14 protein-coding genes are annotated in these 17675 nt (G+C 69.6%); 5 read left to right on the top strand and 9 right to left on the bottom strand.

From position 1 onward, the window contains the following. Window positions 1-72: 72 nt before the first annotated feature. Entirely contained in the window at window positions 73-657 is a 585-nt protein-coding gene (locus ASH02_RS08790; protein WP_057294606.1) for a hypothetical protein, read from the top strand. Beyond that, entirely contained in the window at window positions 657-1190 is a 534-nt protein-coding gene (locus ASH02_RS08785; RefSeq protein ID WP_057294605.1) for a hypothetical protein, read from the top strand. Before ASH02_RS08790 ends, ASH02_RS08785 begins: the two co-directional genes overlap by 1 nt. Here ASH02_RS08785 and ASH02_RS08780 read toward each other — a convergent pair. From ASH02_RS08780 to ASH02_RS08760, 5 genes are all read right to left on the bottom strand, one after another. Beyond that, on the bottom strand, window positions 1180-2571 hold the full coding sequence (locus ASH02_RS08780; RefSeq protein WP_056676481.1) for a M16 family metallopeptidase: 1392 nt from the start codon (window positions 2569-2571) through the stop codon (window positions 1180-1182). The genes ASH02_RS08785 and ASH02_RS08780 overlap by 11 nt on opposite strands. Window positions 2572-2573: 2 nt before the next feature. After that, complete coding sequence (locus ASH02_RS08775; protein ID WP_056679148.1) at window positions 2574-4829, bottom strand: polyribonucleotide nucleotidyltransferase; 2256 nt, start codon at window positions 4827-4829, stop codon at window positions 2574-2576. A gap of 344 nt (window positions 4830-5173) precedes the next feature. Next, on the bottom strand, window positions 5174-5449 hold the full coding sequence (gene rpsO / locus ASH02_RS08770; RefSeq protein ID WP_056676478.1) for a 30S ribosomal protein S15: 276 nt from the start codon (window positions 5447-5449) through the stop codon (window positions 5174-5176). A gap of 157 nt (window positions 5450-5606) precedes the next feature. Continuing rightward, the gene (locus ASH02_RS08765; RefSeq protein WP_200959108.1) at window positions 5607-6806 is read right to left on the bottom strand and encodes a molybdopterin-dependent oxidoreductase; all 1200 of its coding nucleotides are present in this window, start codon (window positions 6804-6806) and stop codon (window positions 5607-5609) included. A gap of 32 nt (window positions 6807-6838) precedes the next feature. After that, on the bottom strand, window positions 6839-7093 hold the full coding sequence (locus ASH02_RS08760; protein WP_057294603.1) for a hypothetical protein: 255 nt from the start codon (window positions 7091-7093) through the stop codon (window positions 6839-6841). 70 nt (window positions 7094-7163) lie between these two features. Between ASH02_RS08760 and ASH02_RS08755 the strand changes: the two genes are divergently transcribed. After that, window positions 7164-9275 carry a molybdopterin-dependent oxidoreductase gene (locus ASH02_RS08755; RefSeq protein ID WP_057294602.1) on the top strand — a complete coding sequence of 704 codons (2112 nt, stop codon included), beginning with the start codon at window positions 7164-7166 and terminating at the stop codon, window positions 9273-9275. On the opposite strand, the gene ASH02_RS08750 is transcribed toward ASH02_RS08755, so the two are convergent. Then, entirely contained in the window at window positions 9270-11390 is a 2121-nt protein-coding gene (locus ASH02_RS08750; protein WP_057294601.1) for an MMPL family transporter, read from the bottom strand. The two genes, ASH02_RS08755 and ASH02_RS08750, sit on opposite strands and share 6 nt — an antisense overlap. A gap of 157 nt (window positions 11391-11547) precedes the next feature. Further along, window positions 11548-13707 carry an MMPL family transporter gene (locus ASH02_RS08745; protein ID WP_057294600.1) on the bottom strand — a complete coding sequence of 720 codons (2160 nt, stop codon included), beginning with the start codon at window positions 13705-13707 and terminating at the stop codon, window positions 11548-11550. Between the two features lie 137 nt (window positions 13708-13844). Between ASH02_RS08745 and ASH02_RS08740 the strand changes: the two genes are divergently transcribed. Next, window positions 13845-14993 carry a sensor histidine kinase gene (locus ASH02_RS08740; protein WP_056890768.1) on the top strand — a complete coding sequence of 383 codons (1149 nt, stop codon included), beginning with the start codon at window positions 13845-13847 and terminating at the stop codon, window positions 14991-14993. After that, the gene (locus ASH02_RS08735; protein WP_056676462.1) at window positions 14945-15583 is read left to right on the top strand and encodes a LuxR C-terminal-related transcriptional regulator; all 639 of its coding nucleotides are present in this window, start codon (window positions 14945-14947) and stop codon (window positions 15581-15583) included. Before ASH02_RS08740 ends, ASH02_RS08735 begins: the two co-directional genes overlap by 49 nt. Window positions 15584-15626: 43 nt before the next feature. Here ASH02_RS08735 and ASH02_RS08730 read toward each other — a convergent pair whose 3' ends face one another. After that, on the bottom strand, window positions 15627-16607 hold the full coding sequence (locus ASH02_RS08730; protein WP_057294599.1) for a hypothetical protein: 981 nt from the start codon (window positions 16605-16607) through the stop codon (window positions 15627-15629). Window position 16608: 1 nt separating this feature from the next. Then, the gene (locus ASH02_RS08725) at window positions 16609-17547 is read right to left on the bottom strand and encodes a bifunctional riboflavin kinase/FAD synthetase (protein ID WP_057294598.1); all 939 of its coding nucleotides are present in this window, start codon (window positions 17545-17547) and stop codon (window positions 16609-16611) included. Window positions 17548-17675: the final 128 nt, after the last annotated feature.

Genomic DNA, 17675 nt, shown 5'->3' with positions numbered 1-17675 from the left:
TCCTGATATGTCTTTGCATAAGGTTTTTTCCTGAAGTAGTCTGCGATCAGGACAGGACCTCCAGGAGGGCTGATGACCGTCTTCGTGCTCACCGTCGACCAGCGCGACAGCCGCACCCATGACGACCTGGTGCCGGACGCCGTCGTGGCCCACTCCGGCGGCTTGCTCCCCTTCGAACGCACCGCCGGGGACGAGATGCAGGCGGTGTACGACGACCCCGCCGCGGTCGCCACCGTCGTCGAACAGCTGCTGCGCGTGGGGCACTGGAACATCGGTGTGGGCATCGGCACCGTCGAACAGCCCCTCCCCGAGACTGCCCGGGCCGGGCGCGGGCCTGCGTACCTCCATGCCCGCACCGCGGTGACCCGGGCCAAGAACTCCCCCGGACGGATCTGCGCTGTCGGTGCCGACGACTACCGTGCCGGTCAGCTGGAAGGCGTCCTCTGGCTGTGGGCGGCCCTGCTGGGCCGGCGCAGCGAGCGGGGCTGGGCCGTCGCCGACCTGGTCGCCGAGGGGCTCACCCACCAGGCCGTGGGTGAGCGGCTCGGCATCAGCCAGTCGGCGGTGACCCAGCGGGCGCGGGCGGCCGGGCTGCCCGAGGGAGACCGTGCCCGCCAGCTGGTCCGACAACTGCTCGAGGAGATGAAGGAGGACTGATGAGCGCCGTCCTCCTTGCCGTCCTGGCCGTCGGCACCGGCCTGGCCGTCGCCGGCTGGCGACTGCGCGCCGCGGGCCTGCACCTCGTCACCGCCGCACTCTGTGCCGGGCTGGGATTCACCGCGGTGGTGCTGGCCGTGCGCGACACGACCGTGCTCGAGCCCGACGCACCCCTCGCGGCAGGTGTCGTGCTGGCCGGACTTCTCGCGATCGCCGGTGGCAGCGTGGTGACCTCGAGCGTCTTCGCGCTGATCGACGGCCGCGACTCCGGGGAGTCGGGGTCCATGCGGCGGGCCGGCGAGGTGCTCCGCGGCGGTGCCTGGATCGGCGGCCTCGAGCGTGGGGCGGTGTTCGCCACGATCGTCGCGGGCTGGCCCGAGGGCATCGCGATCACGCTCGCCCTCAAGGGGCTCGGCCGCTACCCCGAGCTGCGCACCGAAACACCCGGGGCCGCGGAGCGCTTCATCATCGGCACCTTCACCAGCGTGCTCTGGGCAGTCGCCTGCGCCGGAACCGCCCACCTCATGACGTAGGCGCGGGCTCCTCGGCCGTCTCCGGCCCGACGATGGCCAGCACCTCGGGCTGGGCGAAGAGCTCGGCCGCCAGGATGCGCACGTCGTCGAGAGTGACGGCGTCGATGCGGGCCAGCACCTCGTCGATGCTGAGCAGCTCGTCGTGCACGAGCTCGGCCTTGCCGATGCGCGACATCCGCGAACCGGAGTCCTCGAGGCCGAGCACCAGCCCGCCACGGAGCTGTCCCTTGCCGCGGTCGAGCTCTTCGGCGGTGATGCCGTGGGCGGCCACCTTGCGCAGCTCGTCACGCACCACGTCGAGCACCTGGTCGAGCTTGTCGGGCAGGCACCCGACCGAGACACCGACCATGCCCGCGTCGGCGTGGTGGCTGGCGAACGAGAAGACCGAGTAGGCCAGCCCGCGTCGTTCGCGCACCTCCTGGAAGAGCCGTGACGAGGTGCCGCCGCCGAGGGCGGTGTTGAGCACACCGAGCGCGAACCGGCGCTCGTCGCTGCGGGTGAGGCCGTTGACCCCGAGCACGACGTTGACCTGCTCGATGGGCCGGTGGGCGCTGATCGTGCCGGCACGCAGCTTGCGGGCCGAGGGGCTGATCAGCGGAGCCCGCGGCACGTCGTTGCCGGCCAGGAAGCCGTTGCGGCCGAAGGCGGTGCGCACCTGGCGCACGACCGTGGCGTGGTCGAGGTTGCCCGCGACCGCCACCACCATGTTGCCGGCGCGGTAGTGGTTCTTGTAGAAGCGGCTGATCTGGGTGCGGGTCAACGCGTCGATCGACGCCTCGGTGCCGGCAATGGGCCGGCCGAGTCGGGTGTCGCCGTACGCCTGGGCCGCGAAGAGGTTGTGGACGACGTCATCGGGGTCGTCGTCGTGCATCGCGATCTCGTCGAGGATCACGTCGCGCTCGGCCTCGACGTCGTCGGAGGTCAGCGTGGAGTTGGTGATCATGTCGCCGATCACGTCGACTGCCAGGGGCAGGTCGTGGTCGAGCACCCGGGCGTGGAAGCAGGTGTACTCCTTGGCGGTGAACGCGTTGAACTCGCCGCCGACCGCGTCGAGCGCCACGGAGATGTCCATCGCGGAACGCTCGCGGGTGCCCTTGAAGAGCAGGTGCTCGAGGAAGTGCGAGGCGCCGTGGAGGGTGGGCGTCTCGTCGCGCGAGCCGACGCCGACCCAGACGCCGATGCAGGCCGAGCGGACACCGGCCATCTGCTCGGTCACCACGCGCAGGCCGCCGGGCAGGACGGTTCGGCGCACGCGGGAGACCACCTGGCCGTCGTCGTCCTTGACGGTCAGCAGGGTGCGGGTGGAGCCCACCTTCTGGGGAACGGACGACCGGCCAGCAGAACCCTGCTGGCCGGTCGCCCGGTTGTTGCTGCTGGTCACACTCAGCCTTCGCTGCCGTCCTCGGCCGGAGCGGCATCCTCGTCGGACGAGGTGGCCTCGTCGGAGGCGCCCTCCTCGACGACGGGGATCAGCGAGAGCTTGCCGCGGTCGTCGATCTCGGCGATCTGGACCTGGACCTTCTGGCCCACGGAGACGACGTCCTCGACGGCGTCGACGCGCTTGCCACCGGCCAGCGAACGGAGCTTGCTGATGTGCAGCAGGCCGTCCTTGCCCGGGAGCAGCGAGACGAACGCACCGAAGTTGGTCGTCTTGACGACGGTGCCGAGGTAGCGCTCGCCGACCTCGGGCATGGTCGGGTTGGCGATCGCGTTGACCATGGCGCGGGCGGCCTCGGCCGCTTCACCGTTGGTCGCACCGATGTAGACCGTGCCGTCGTCCTCGATCGACAGGTTCGCGCCCGTGTCGTCCTGGATCTGGTTGATGACCTTGCCCTTCGGGCCGATGACCTCGCCGATCTTGTCGACGGGGACGCGCACGCTGATGATGCGCGGCGCGTGCACCGACATCTCGTCGGGGGCGTCGATGGCCTCGGCCATCACCTCGAGGATCGCGAGGCGGGCTTCACGGGCCTGGGTCAGCGCACCGGCCAGGACCTCGGCGGGGATGCCGTCGAGCTTGGTGTCGAGCTGGAGTGCGGTCACGAACTCCTTGGTGCCGGCGACCTTGAAGTCCATGTCGCCGAAGGCGTCCTCGGCACCGAGGATGTCGGTCAGCGCGACGTAGCGCGTCTCGCCGTCGACCTCGTCGGAGATGAGGCCCATGGCGATACCGGCGACGGCGGCCCGGAGCGGGACACCTGCCTGCAGCAGCGACAGCGTCGAGGCGCAGACCGAGCCCATCGAGGTGGAGCCGTTGGAGCCCATGGCCTCGGAGAGCTGGCGGATCGCGTAGGGGAACTCCTCGCGGGTCGGCAGCACGGGGAGGATGGCGCGGCGCGCGAGCGCACCGTGACCGACCTCGCGACGCTTCGGCGAACCGACGCGGCCCGTCTCACCGGTGGAGAACGGCGGGAAGACGTACTTGTGCATGTAGCGACGCGACTTCTCCGGGGAGAGCGTGTCGAGCTTCTGCTCGAGGGTCAGCATGTTGAGCGTGGAGACACCCAGGATCTGGGTCTCGCCGCGCTCGAACAGCGCCGAACCGTGGACCCGCGGGATCACGCCGACCTCGGCGTGCAGCGGACGGATGTCGGCCAGGCCGCGACCGTCGATGCGCACCTTGTCGCGCAGGACGCGCTCACGGACGAGCTGCTTGTTCAGCGAGCGGAACGCTGCGCCGATCTCCTTCTCACGGCCCTCGAAGCTCTCGGCGAGCTTCTCGAGCAGCGACGCCTTGATCCCGTCGAGCTTCTCCTCGCGCTCCTGCTTGCCCGCGATGGTCAGCGCCTCAGCGGTCTCGGCGCGCACAGCGGCCTCGACGGCCGCGTAGGCGTCGTCCTCGTAGTCGAGGAAGATCGGGAACTCCTGGACCGGCTTGGCGGCTTCCTTGGCGAGCTCGGCCTGGGCGGCGCAGAGCTGCTTGATGAACGGCTTCGCCGCGTCGAGGCCCTGGGCCACGACCTCTTCGGTCGGCGCCTGGACGCCGCCCTGGATGAGCACCCATGCGCCCTCGGTGGCCTCGGCCTCGACCATCATGATCGCGACGTCACCGGAGTCGGTGACCCGACCGGCGACGACCATGTCGAAGACCGCGGTCTCGAGCTGGCTGTGCGACGGGAAGGCAACCCACTGACCCTCGATGAGGGCCACGCGGACGCCACCGACCGGGCCGGAGAACGGCAGGCCGGAGAGCTGGGTGGAGAGCGACGCGGCGTTGATCGCCAGCACGTCGTAGGGAGCGTCGGGGTTCAGGGCCATCACGGTGATGACGACCTGGACCTCGTTGCGCAGGCCCTTCTTGAAGGTCGGGCGCAGCGGCCGGTCGATCAGGCGGCAGGTGAGGATCGCGTCCTCGCCCGGGCGGCCTTCGCTACGGAAGAACGAGCCGGGGATCTGGCCCGCGGCGTACATCCGCTCCTCGACGTCGATCGTCAAGGGGAAGAAGTCGAAGTGGTCCTTGGGGTGCTTGCCGGCCGTGGTGGCCGAGAGCAGCATCGTGTCGTCGTCGAGGTAGGCGGTCACCGAACCGGCGGCCTGACGGGCCAGCAGCCCGGTCTCGAACTTGACGGTGCGGGTGCCGAACTTGCCGTTGTCGATAACGGTTTCGACTGCGGAGATGACGGGTCCGTCCGCGTTGATTTCTGACAAGGGTTCAATCCCTATTCTGTTCGCGGAGCGATCCGCGCGTCCGCCTCTGCTGAGCCCGGGGGCACTCGCGTTGGCGGGGCATCGAAGTGCTTCCCGCCTGTCTCGAGTGAGACGGGGCCGGTCTTCGATCGAGGCCCGCAGATCTCTCGCTCGGTGATCGAGCGGGTCGAGATCCTGAAGGCCACTACCGAGGACCGGGCCGGACGTGGTGCGGGTCGCTCCTGGTGATGTGGTTCAACGTATTGAGTTGTGCTGCAACCAGCATGACCCCAACGGTCGATGCGGGCAAATACGCCTACGAGCGGCCACCCCGGGTGGGGTGACCGCTCGCGGGATCAGCGGCGGAGGCCGAGGCGCTCGACGATCGACCGGTAACGGTCGATCTCCGTCTTCTGCAGGTAGTTGAGAAGGCGGCGGCGCTGGCCGACCAGCAGAAGCAGGCCACGACGGCTGTGGTGGTCGTGCTTGTGCGTCTTGAGGTGCTCGGTCAGGTGCGAGATGCGGTGGCTGAGCAGCGCGATCTGAACCTCCGGCGAACCGGTGTCGCCCTCGGACTTGCCGTACTCGGCGATGATCTTCTTCTTGGTCTCCGCGTCGGTACCAATCGACATTCGAGGACTCCTTCCGGCCCTGACGGGCATTCGTTGCGCGGCGCGCCGGGGCCTGTTCACCCGGGCACTATGGTTCCGCGGCCGTTCTGACGGCGATGTCGCCCTACGGGCAACCGGTCAAGACTAACAGCGGGCCGAAGGCTTCTCCGAATCGAGATCAGGCGACCCGGACGGGGTGCCTGACGACCGCGTCGAAGAAGTACCCGCCGTCGTTGTACGGCGTGGACTCGGGCTGGGTGCGACCTGCGGAGTCGGTGGCCCGGGCCATCAGGACGTGGCCTCCCCGGGCGGGGCGCTCCCAGTCGAACCGCCACTGCGTCCAGCCGCCGGGACGCTCGGGACGCAGCAGGCGCGCGTCGCGCCACGACGCACCGTCGTCCGTGCTCACCTCGACGCGTGCGATGGCACCCGCCCCGCTCCAGGAACGGCCGTGGAGCGTCACCTGTCGACGTCGCTCGATGACCTGGCCCCGGGCCAGTTCCCACGCAGAGCGCACCGGGTTGACCGTGAGCGGCTTCGTGTCCGCCGGATGGTCGCCGCCGGTCATGCGGTACCACTTCGTGTTCCACGGCGAGGTGAGCTCGCGCGTGGAGATCTCGAGGGAGCCGAGCCACTTGATGCTGGCGATGCCGACCCAGCCCGGGAGCACGAGGCGGACCGGGAAGCCGTGGTCGGGCAGCAGGTCCCGTCCGTTCATCCCCCACGCCAGGATCGCGTCGTCGAGCGCCTTGTCGACCGGGAACGGTCGTCGTACTCGGCCGTAGTCGACTCCCCCGGAGACATAGTTGTCGTCAAGGCCGGTCGCCTGGATCGAGACTGCGTCGGGCCTGATGCCGAGACGGCGCAGCACGTGCGCGAGCCGCACGCCCTCCCAGCGGACCGTCCCCACGGCGCCCAGGGTCCACGCGGTGCCGGACGGGGCCTGGCCCTGCTGGGTCGCGAAGAACGAGCGTCCGTTGCCCGTGCACTCGTGCGTGGTGGTGACCCGCGTGTGCGGGAGCCGGCGCAGCTCGGCGTACGACAGGGCAAGGGCGTCGCCCTCCCCCTCGGCGAGGCCAGTCCGTCGCCGAAGACCCTCAGTTGCCACGCGTCCGCGTCGATCAACGGAGTCCTCGTGTGGTTGCGCACGAACAGGCGCGACTGGGGGGGTGAGGTACTCGTGCGCACCGACCGAGCTCCACCTCATCTCGGCGTTCGTGCCGAAGTCGATGAACTGGTCGGCCGGCAGGGGCTTGAGGATCGGGCCGGTCGCGGCCACTCCGGCCACCGCGCGCACGGCCAGGCCGGGAGCAGCCATCACCGCACCCACCGCTGCGGCACCGCTCAGAAAGGTACGACGTGAGGTCCGGGCATCCATGCTCAGACATTAACACTACTGACTTACTGCAGTTATGCTGTTCCGGAGTCATGGGTCGACGGCTGGACGACCGGCTGGCCGCTCGGCGTCGCGTGCGCGGCCGGGGCGTAGGACGTCGCCTGGCCGGGAGCGCCGTACGGCGTCGCCCGCGGCCTGCCGGTGACCCAGATGAGGAGCACCGCAAGGCCGACGAAGAAACCGAAGAACACGCCCCAGTAGTAGCCGTCGACCAGCGACCCACGCACCAACGCATGGGTGAAGACGACCGCGCCGTCGTCGTCCTTCAACCGCGCACGGAAACCTCCAGCACCCTCGCTGGCGCTCCTCCCCTCGGCGCGAACGTGGCACGATCGCAGGATGAGCGAGAAGCGCATCGGCGTGTGCAACCTCTGTGAGGCGATCTGCGGGCTCGAGCTGACGGTGGAGGGCGACCGGGTCACCGCCGTGCGCGGCAACAAGGACGATCCCCTGTCCCGCGGCCACATCTGCCCCAAGGGGGTGGCCATCGGCGACATCCACGCCGACCCCGACCGCCTCCGGCGACCGGTACGCCGGGTCGGCGACACCTGGGAGGAGATCGGCTGGGACGAGGCCTTCGACCTGGTCGCCGACGGACTGGCGAAGGCGATCAACGACCACGGTCGCGACGCGCTCGGCATCTACCTGGGCAATCCCAACGTGCACAGCCTCGGCTCGATGACCCACGGCACCGCGATGGTGAAGACGTTCCGCACCCGCAACAAGTTCAGCGCCACCTCCGTCGACCAGCTCCCCCACCAGCTGCTGGCCCACCTGCTCTACGGCCACCAGCTGCTGCTGCCGATCCCCGACATCGACCGGACGTCGTACTTCCTGGTCTTCGGCGCCAACCCGATGGCCTCGAACGGTTCCTTGATGACCGTGCCGGACTTCCCCGCCCGGTTGCGCGCCCTGCACGACCGCGGCGGGCGCATGGTCGTGCTCGACCCCCGGCGCACCGAGACCGCCCGGGTCGCCGACGAGCACCACTTCGTACGCCCCGGCACCGACGCCTGGATCCTGCTGGCGATGCTGCGCACCGTGCTCGCCGAGGGGCTCGCCACTCCCCCGGCGTACGTCGACGGGCTGCCGGAGGTGACCTCGGCGATCACCGCGTTCACCCCCGAGCTCGCCGAACGGGCCAGCGGACTGCCCGCCGACGAGATCCGGCGACTGGCCCGCGACTTCGCGGCCGCCGACGGTGCTGCGGCGTACGGCCGGATCGGGGTCTCCACGACCAGGTTCGGCAGCGTGTGCCAGTGGGCGGTGCAGCTGCTCAACCTGGTCACCGGCAACCTCGACCGGGTCGGCGGCGTGATGCTCACCAACCCGGCCATCGACGCCGTGGGCACGGGGTTGATCGGCCGCGGCCACCACGACGTGTGGCGCTCGCGGGTGCGGGACCTACCGGAGTTCGGCGGCGAGCTGCCGGTCTCCGTGCTGGCCGAGGAGATCGAGACCCCGGGCGACGGACAGGTCCGCGCGCTGCTCACCCTGGCGGGCAACCCGGTGCTCTCCACGCCCGACGGTGCCCGACTCGAGCGGGCCGTCACCGGCCTGGACTTCATGGCCGCGGTCGACATCTACGTCAACGAGACCACCCGGCACGCCGACGTGATCCTGCCGCCGACCACCGCTCTCGAGCGCGACCACTACGACCTCGTCTTCCACCTGCTCGCCGTACGCAACACGGCCCGCTTCACCCCGGCTGTCTTCGACAAGGCCCGCGACCAGCGCCACGACTGGGAGATCTACCGCGAGATCGCGCTGCGTACGGCGTCACGGCTGCACCAGCGCAAGCCCCTGGCCAAGCGGCTCAAGGAACGCGCCCGCCTGACCATGAGTCCGACGTTCCTGATCGGCATGCTGCTGCGCACCGGCAGGTCCGGTGTCACGATCACCGACCTGCGCAAGAACCCGTCCGGCGTCGACCTCGGGCCGCTGCAACCAGACCAGCTGCCCGACCGCCTGCAGACCGACGACGGTCGCATCGATGCCGCGGTGCCGCTGGTCCTCGATGAGCTGCCCCGGTTGCTGGAGGAGCCGCTCCCCGCGACCGGCGAGCTCCTGCTGATCGGCCGTCGCCACAAGCAGGACTGCAACTCATGGATGCACAACTCCGAGCGGCTCACCAAGGGCCGGCCCCGCCACCAGCTGCTGATGAACGGCGCCGACCTGGCCGAGCGCGGCATCGCCGACGGTGCGACGGTCACGGTGCGTTCGCGGGTCGGCGAGGTGCAGGTGGAGGTGAGTGCCACCGACGACGTGATGCCCGGCGTGGTCTCACTCCCCCACGGCTACGGCCACCAGCGTGAAGGCGTCTTGATGGAACGGGCCCGTGAGGTCGTCGGTGTCTCCATCAACGACCTCACGGACCCCGAGCGCGTCGACGTCAGCGGAAACGCCGCACTGAGCGGCGTCCCCGTGACCGTCTCGGCGTCACGATCATGACTTCGCGCTGACCAGCTCCGGCTCGTCGGGCGAGGCCGACGCACCGGCTGGGTCGCGATCCAGCCGGCTCGGCCACCAGATCTTGTTGCCCAGGTCGAGGTTGAGCGCGGTGACCAGCACCGAGCGCACGACCATCGTGTCGAGCATGACGCCCAACGCGACCGCCACACCGATCTCGGCGAACGCGACCAGCGGCATGGTGCCGAGGACGAGGAAGGTCGCGGCCAGCACCAGGCCCGCCGAGGTGATGACGCCACCCGTCGCGGCCAGGGCCACCAGTGCTCCCTTGCGGGTGCCCAACGTCGCGGTCTCCTCGCGGACCCGGGTCATCAGGAAGATGTTGTAGTCGATGCCCAGGGCCACCAGGAAGACGAAGACGAACAGTGGCAGGGAGGCGTCGGCCCCGGCGAACCCGAACACGTAGTGGAACAGCAGCGCGCTCAGGCCCAGTGCGGCCCCGAATGACAGGACCACGGTCAGCATCAGCAGCAGCGGTGCCAGCAACGCCCTCAGCAGGACCATCAGGATCACCATCACCACGAGCAGCACGAGCGGGATGATCACCTGGTTGTCGTGGTTGTTGGCGTGGTCCATGTCGAGCAGGATCGCGCTGGTGCCGCCCACGAGGGCGTCGGCGCCGTCGACGGTGCCCACCGCGTCACGCGCCCTCTCGACCGTGGCGAAGGAGTCCTGGGACGTCGCGTCGGTGGTCAGCGGCGCGCTGACCAGTGTCGTGCCGCCGGCGTCGGGCGAGACGAATGTCGGTCCGAGGCCATTGACACCCTTGAGCGCCTCCTCCACGGCCGGTGCCTCCGCGGTGTTCGTGGCGACCATCAACGGCGACGAGGTGTCGGCCATGTCGTGGGCGTTGAGCACCTTCTGCCCGACGATCGAGTCGAACTCCTTGGTGTACTGCTCCTCGTTGGTCAGCCCGTTGGCGTCGAGCTTGAACAGACCGAGGCAGGCGATCGCCAGCAGGACCGACGTACCGATCCAGACCTTGCGCGGCGACACCGAGATCCGGGTGCCCAGGCGGGCCCAGAAGCCCGTCGAGGTCGGCTCGGCAGTGTCGAAGACCGGGCGCTTGGGCCAGAAGATCCACCGGCCGGTGACCACCAGCAGTGCCGGCAGCAGGGTGATCATCACGAGCAGGGCGACGCCGATGCCGATCGCGGCCACCGGGCCGAGTCCGGCGGTGGAGTTCATGTCGGCGAAGAGCAGGCACAGCATGCCCAGGATCACGGTCGCGGCGCTGGCCACGATCGCCGGTGCAGCACGGTGCAGGGCGAAGGCCATCGCCTCGTGCCGGTCCTCGTGTCGACGGAGCTCTTCTCGGTATCTCGCGACCAGCAACAACGCGTAGTCGGTGCCGGCGCCGAAGACGAGCACGGTCAGGATGCCCTGGCTCTGCCCGTTGACGGTGAGGTCGCCGTACTCGGCGGCGAAGTAGATCACCGCCTGCGCGACGAACAGCGCCACGACCGCGGAGAGGACCGGCAGCAGCCAGAGGACCGGGCTGCGGTAGGTGAGCAGCAGGATGATGATGACCACTCCACCAGCCGCGAAGAGCAGGTTGGAGTCGAGCCCCTCGAACGCCTCGGCGGAGTCGGCGGCCTGCCCGCCCCCACCCGCGACGTGGACCTGGAGTCCGTCGCCCTCGGGTGCGATGTCGCGGATCTTGTCGACCGCGCCGGGCATCTCGTTCCACCCGTTCTTGCCGAAGTCGAAGGTGACCAGCGTCTGCGCCACCTCACCGTCCTTCGACACGCCGGTGGGCAGGGTGAAGGGGTCGGCCACCGGCTTGGTGACGCCCTTCAGCTTGCCCAGCTCGACGGCCTGCTCGGCGATGGCGGCCTTGTCGGCCGACGTCAGGCCGCCGTCTCGTTGGTAGACCACGATGGTCGGGATCTCGTCGGGGTTCTGGAACTTGTCCAGCTTCTCCAGGGCGAGTGTGGACTCGGCGTCCCCGGGCAACCAGGAGGCCGCTTCGTTGTTCTGTACGTCGGTCAGCTTCTGGGCGAACCCGGCGGCCACGACCATCAGGCCGAGCCAGAAGACGACGACGATCCATTTGGTGACTCGGCCGGTGAGCTTTCCGGCAATCTGACGGTGCATGTCTCGAGACTCCCAGCGGTGGGTGGTGGTGCGCATCAGGAAAAGCCCCTAGGTGATCCCTTATCCCCAATCGGGGGTACCTCAGGAGCTGTGAGCAAGGGCGTGACGGAGGTTCTGACCCCCGCCACGCCCTGAATTCATCGCTGCCCAACAGGCTTCAGACCAGGGCGTAGCCCGGGTCGTTCTCAGCCACCTGCTCACCGCGCGCGTCCTTCGGCCGACCGGGCCAGGCCCGGTCACCGAGCAGCACGAGGATCGCCGGCAGCATCACCAGCCGGATGACGGTCGCGTCGATGAGGATCGCGGCCGAGAGGCCGACGCCCATCATCTTCATCTCCATCATGCTCAGCGTCGCGAAGATCGCGAACACGGAGACCATCACCGCCGCGGCACTGGTCACGACACCGGCGGTGTCGGCGACGCCCTTGCGCACCGCCAGGCGCGTCGGCATTCCGGCCTCGACGTACTCACGAACCCGCCCGAGCACGAACACGTGGTAGTCCATCGAGAGCCCGACCAGAACCACCAGCACGAACATCGGGATCCAGTCGATCACGAAGCCGGGGCTGGAGAAGTCGAGCAGATCGGCGCCCCAGCCGTGCTGGAAGACCAGCGTGATCAGGCCGAACGCGACTCCCACCGAGAGCAGGTTCAGCCCGGTCGAGACCAACGCGATCGGCACGCTGCGGAACGCGAAGCCCATCATCACCATGGTGAGCAGCAGGATGAACCCGATCACCAGCGGCAGATAGCTGTTGAGGTGGTCGACCATGTCGTACGACGACGCGGCCCCACCACCGACGGCGTAGGTCGCGCCCGTGTCGTCGAGCACCGGCGGCAGCACGTCGTCGCGCAGGGTCTCCAGTGCCCGGTCGACCCGGTCGTCGGCCTCGTCGTACGGCATGGCCAGGGTCAGCACCGAGGTCTCGCCGTCCTTCGAGGTCCGGATCGGGTCGGCTCCAGCAGAGACGAAGCGGCCGGTCTCGAGGGCTGCCTCCTGCACCTGGTCGAGCGCCGCCCGGGCGTCATCACCTCCGCCCCGGACGACCACCTCGGCTGCCGGCCCTTCACTGGGGAACTTGTCGGCCACGGCGCGCAGCGTCTGGACCTCCTCGATCTTGGTGGGCAGGGTCTCGAGACTGCCTGAGTGGAGCTTCATGCCGAGCGCGGGGACGGCCAGCGCTCCGACTGCCAGGACAGAGACGACCAGCGCGGCCGCGGGTCGGCGTACGACCGGTGCCAGCACGCGGCTGCTGATGCCACCGGCGCCGATGCGGCGGTTCATCCGCCACAGCAACGGCACGCGGGGGCGGTCCACCCAACGGCCCAGCTTGACCAGCAGGGCGGGGAGCACCGTGATCGAGCCGAGCACGGCGATCGCGACGACCAGGATCGATCCCGCGGCCAGCGAGTTGAAGGTGGCACCGCCGACCACGAAGAGTCCGCTCATCGAGGCGATCACGGCGAAGCCCGAGACCAGGATCGAGTGGCCCGAGGTCTCGGCGGCGATCTCGACGGCGTCGAGGGTGGTGCGGCCCTTCGCGCGTTCCTCTCGCTCACGCTTGAGATAGAAGAGCGAGTAGTCGACGCCGACGGCCATGCCGATCAGCACGATCATGCTGCTGACCGTGTCCTCGGCGTGGATCAGGTGCGACAGCGGCGCGGTGAGCCCCATGGTCGCGGCGACACTCGTCACGGCGAGGAGGACGGGGATGCCGGCGGCGATCAGGGCACCGAAGGCGATCAGCATCAGGATCAGCGTGATCGGCACACTGGTGGCCTCGGCGGAGGAGAGGTCGTCGGCGACCTGGTCGTTGATCGCGTCGTCGACGGAGTTGTCACCCGCCTGGCCGATCTGCAGGTCGGTGTGGTCGGCGGCGACGTCCTCGGTCACTGCTTGCAGGTCCGTGACGTCTTCCTGGTCGCGGGCCAGCTGCACCGAGACCAGCAGCGCGGACCGGTCCTCGCTCCACTGGGGCTCGGCGACCGCGTCGACGCCGTCGGTGGCGCGCATCCGCTCGGTGAGCTCCGCCGCCGCCGCTTCCGCCTTCGCCTGGTCGAGGTCGCCGTCGGCGGTGATCAGCACGACCTCGCTGTCGGGGTTGTCGAGGCCGGCGTCCTCGATCATCTGGGTGGCCCGACCCCACTCCCCCATGTAGTAGTCCTCGCCGTCCGCGTTGACGGTCGGCACCGCCATCGCGAGCCCGACGGAGACGGCGACGAAGCCGACCCAGGCGAGAATCGCCCGCCAGGGATGGGTTGCGCTCCACCGGGCGGCCTTCAGCGAGAGGCCGGCGAGCGGGTTGTGGACTGCCATGTCCGTGCTCCTTCAAGAGTGTGGTCTGTTGCGTCCAGCCTTGTGGCCCCACGAGCTCCGGTCAGGGGCGCTGGTTCCACGACGGGGGTGGACCCAGCACCACTGTCCGGAGTCGGGGAATCAGGGAGGATGGCGGCATGGAAGAGAAGCCAGGCCCGTTGCGGCTCACCGGATTCGCGGCCCTCCAGCTGCTGATGTTTCCGCTCGTGCTCGTGACGGTCGTGTTCGTCGTGCTCGGCGGCGTGCTGACGGTGGTCACCGTGGGCATCCCGATCCTGCTGGCCGCCCTTCCGTCCTTGCACTGGATCACCGACCGGCACCGGTCGATGGCGGCGCAGACGCTCGGGCACGACGTGCCGGCGAACCGCCTGCCCTCGACGGGCCAGCCGCTCTTCACCCGCCTCCAGACCTGGGCCCGCGACCCGATGACCTGGCGCGAGCTCACCTGGGCACTGGTCATCGTGCCGGTCGGCTTCATCCTCAGCCTGCTGACCGTGCTGCTGTTGCTGGTCGTGGTGACCGGTGCCTTCTGGTGGTACGGCGCTCCGCACATCATGCGACTGCGCGCCATGCTCGACCGGGCGCTGCTCAGCCGCGGCCACACCGGCCAGCTCGAGCAGCGAGTCGTCGACCTGACCGTCTCGCGCGCGGACACCGTCGACCACTCGGCAGCGGAGCTGCGGCGCATCGAGCGCGACCTGCACGACGGCGCCCAGGCCCGACTGGTCGCACTCGGCATGACGCTGGGCATGGCCGACGACCTCTTCGCGCGGGACCCGGAGGCGGCCCGCAAGCTGGTCACCGAGGCCCGCGACACGACCGGCGCAGCGCTCGGCGACCTGCGCTCCGTGGTGCGCGGCATCCACCCGCCGGTGCTGGCCGACCGAGGTCTCGCAGGCGCCGTACAGGCCCTGGCCCTCGACATGGCAGTCCCGGTCGAGGTCACCACCGACCTGGCCGGTCGACCGCCGGCTCCGGTCGAGTCCGCGGTCTACTTCGCGATCGCCGAGTGCCTGGCCAACATCGGCAAGCACGCGGCCGCGGCCAACGGCTGGGTCGAGCTGCGCTGGACCGACGGACGCCTCCACGCCGTCGTCGGCGACGACGGCCGGGGCGGTGCCGACGTGAACGCGGGCACCGGCATGCGGGGGGTCATGCGGCGGCTGGCTGCGTTTGACGGCACGATGAGGGTGTCGAGTCCCGCTGGAGGTCCGACGCTGATCACCCTGGAGGTTCCGTGCGCCTTGTCGTTGCCGAGGACAACGCCCTCCTCCGGGACGGCCTGATCCGGCTGCTGGAGGCCAACGGCGCCACGATCGTGGCAGCCGTCGACAATGCGACCACGCTCGCCGTCGCCCTGCGTGAGAACGAGGCCGACGGTGCCGTGCTCGACGTACGCATGCCGCCGACCTTCACCGACGAGGGCCTGCGCGCGGCGATCGACATCCGCGCCGAGCGGACCGGGTTCCCGGTCATGGTGCTCTCGCAGTACGTCGAGCAGCTCTATGCCCGCGAGCTCCTGGCCAGCGGCCAGGGGGCGGTGGGCTACCTGCTCAAGGACCGGGTCGCCAACGTGGGCGAGTTCGTCGACGGCGTACGCCGGGTCGTGGCCGGCGGCACGGTCATCGACCCGGAGGTGATCTCCACGATCATGGCCAAGCGCGAGGAGCCGGTCGACAGGCTGACCCCGCGCGAGCAGGAGGTGCTGGCCCTGATGGCCGAGGGCCGCTCGAACCAGGCGATCGCCAGCGCCCTGTTCGTCACCGAGAAGGCAGTGGCCAAGCACACGAACAGCATCTTCGCGAAGCTCGACCTGCCCGTGGCCGACGACGACAACCGTCGGGTGCGTGCCGTGCTGGCCTGGCTACGCGTCTGAAGGTCGAGTGCTGAGGTGGCGGCCCGGGCAACCACTTCAGCACTCAACCCCGGCGCATCGAGCGGTAGACCACCCGGGCACTGACCGCGCGCTCGAGCTCGCGGGTGATCGAGGTGAAGAACTGCTTGCGGTAGAGCTCGTCGGTGACGGCGTAGACCGCGAAGTAGAGCCCGCTGAACGCGGCGAGGAAGACCGAGACCTGCACCAGCTCACGGCTGACCGGTCCGAGGAAGGTCTCGGGGCTGTGGCCGACCCAGGTCTCGATGACCGCGTCGTCCATGGCCACCACGCCGAAGAGGATGAAGAACGCGAAGACCGAGAGGGACAACAGCAGCACCTGCACGATCTGGGCGACCAGGAGCACCAGCACCAGGTTGGCCTTCTGCAACCCGGTCACCTCCGGTGGGACGGGGAGCTGCGTGTGGGTCTCGCGCAGCCGGTTCGCCTCGGTCTCGAGCGGCGTGCCCCGGCAGGCGCTCGAGAGTCTGGTGATGTCGAAGTCTCGGTCGAAGGCGTCGAGCTCCTCCGGCAGCCGCGAGAGCAGGAAGCCCACCGCGATCGCCGCGAACAGCATCACGGCCGCCCACATGATGCCGCCGTCGAGAGTCGCCCCGACCTGCCAGACCTCGGCGTTGATGAACAGGAACGTGATGAACAGCAGCAGCAGCGGCAGCGCCCGGGTCACCAGCGGGACCATCAGGCTCAGCGAGCCCAGCGTCTGGCCGGCCGCCCAGCGGATCCACAGCCACGCCTTCAGGGTCAGCAGCCCGTAGAGGCCGAAGACACCGGCAAGCGTGGTGAGGGCGCTGGAGACGCCGTACGACACCTGGTCGGCCCACAGCCCGACGGCCAGGCCGACCGGGACGGCCAGCACGACGCCGACGACCAGGACAGCCAGCAGCCGGGACGGGCGCATCCGCCGGCCGACGTCCTCGCGGATGCCGTCGACGAAGTAGGGCAGGCCGTTGGCGACGAACCAGTCCTCGACCGCCGCGATGTCGGCCCGGTCGGCCTGGTCCGCCACGTCAGAGCTCGAGGATCTCGCGGGTGCGGTCGACGTCGCCGTGCATCGTCTCGACCAGCTTCTCCACGCCCTCGAAGGCGACCATGCCGCGGATCCGCTCGACGAACTCCACCTCGACCTCCACGCCGTACAGGTCCAGGTCGGTGCGGTCGAGCACGTAGGACTCGACACGACGCTCGCGCACCCCGTCGAAGGTGGGGTTGGTGCCGACGCTGATCGCGGCGGGGAACGTCTCGTCGGTGTCGAGGCGGCGCAGCCACCCGGCGTACACGCCGTCGGCGGGGACCGCTGCTGCACCCGTGGTGGGCACGTTGGCCGTGGGGAAGCCGAGCTCGCGGCCGCGCTGGTCGCCCTTGACCACGACGCCCCGCACGGTCACCGGACGACCCAGGGCCTCGGCAGCGCCCGAGACGTCGCCGGCGGCGAGGCAGGTGCGCACGTAGGTCGAGGACCAGACCTGCGGGCCGCCGTCGAGGGCGATGCCCTCGGCGACGAAGTCGCGGCTCGCCCCAGTCGCCCGGAGGGTGTTCACGTCGCCCGCGGCGCGGTTGCCGAAGCGGAAGTTGGCACCGACCACGACGGCCCTTGCCTTCAGTGCGGTGACGAGCACCCGGTCAATGAACTCCTCGGGAGTCCACCCCGCGATCTCGCGGTCGAACGGCAGGACCAGGACGCCGTCGGCTCCGGCCTCGCCGAGCAGCCGGGCACGGTCCTCGATGGTGCTCAGCGTCGAGGGTGCGTGCTCCGGACGCAGCACGGCCATCGGGTGCGGGTCGAAGGTCACCGCCACGACGTGCGCGATGCCCAGCTCGTCGCCTACTTCTCGCGCCCGTCGTACGACGTGCTGGTGTCCGAGGTGGACACCGTCGAAGTTGCCAATCGTCACCACGGTGCGACCGATGCCGTCGGGCACGTCGGTCAGGGAACGCCAGATCTGCACAGCCAGAACTCTCCCATATCGATACTCCCTGACGTTTGCGCCCTCACCCCTGGATACTCCCTGACGTTTCGGTCCTTGAGCCTCAAGGACCGAAACGTCAGGGAGTATCGCCTCGGAGGGACCGAAAC

The sequence above is a fragment of the Nocardioides sp. Soil796 genome (genome assembly GCF_001429525.1).
Classification (GTDB): Bacteria; Actinomycetota; Actinomycetes; order Propionibacteriales; family Nocardioidaceae; genus Nocardioides.
This window is presented reverse-complemented; position numbering and strand designations above follow the sequence as displayed.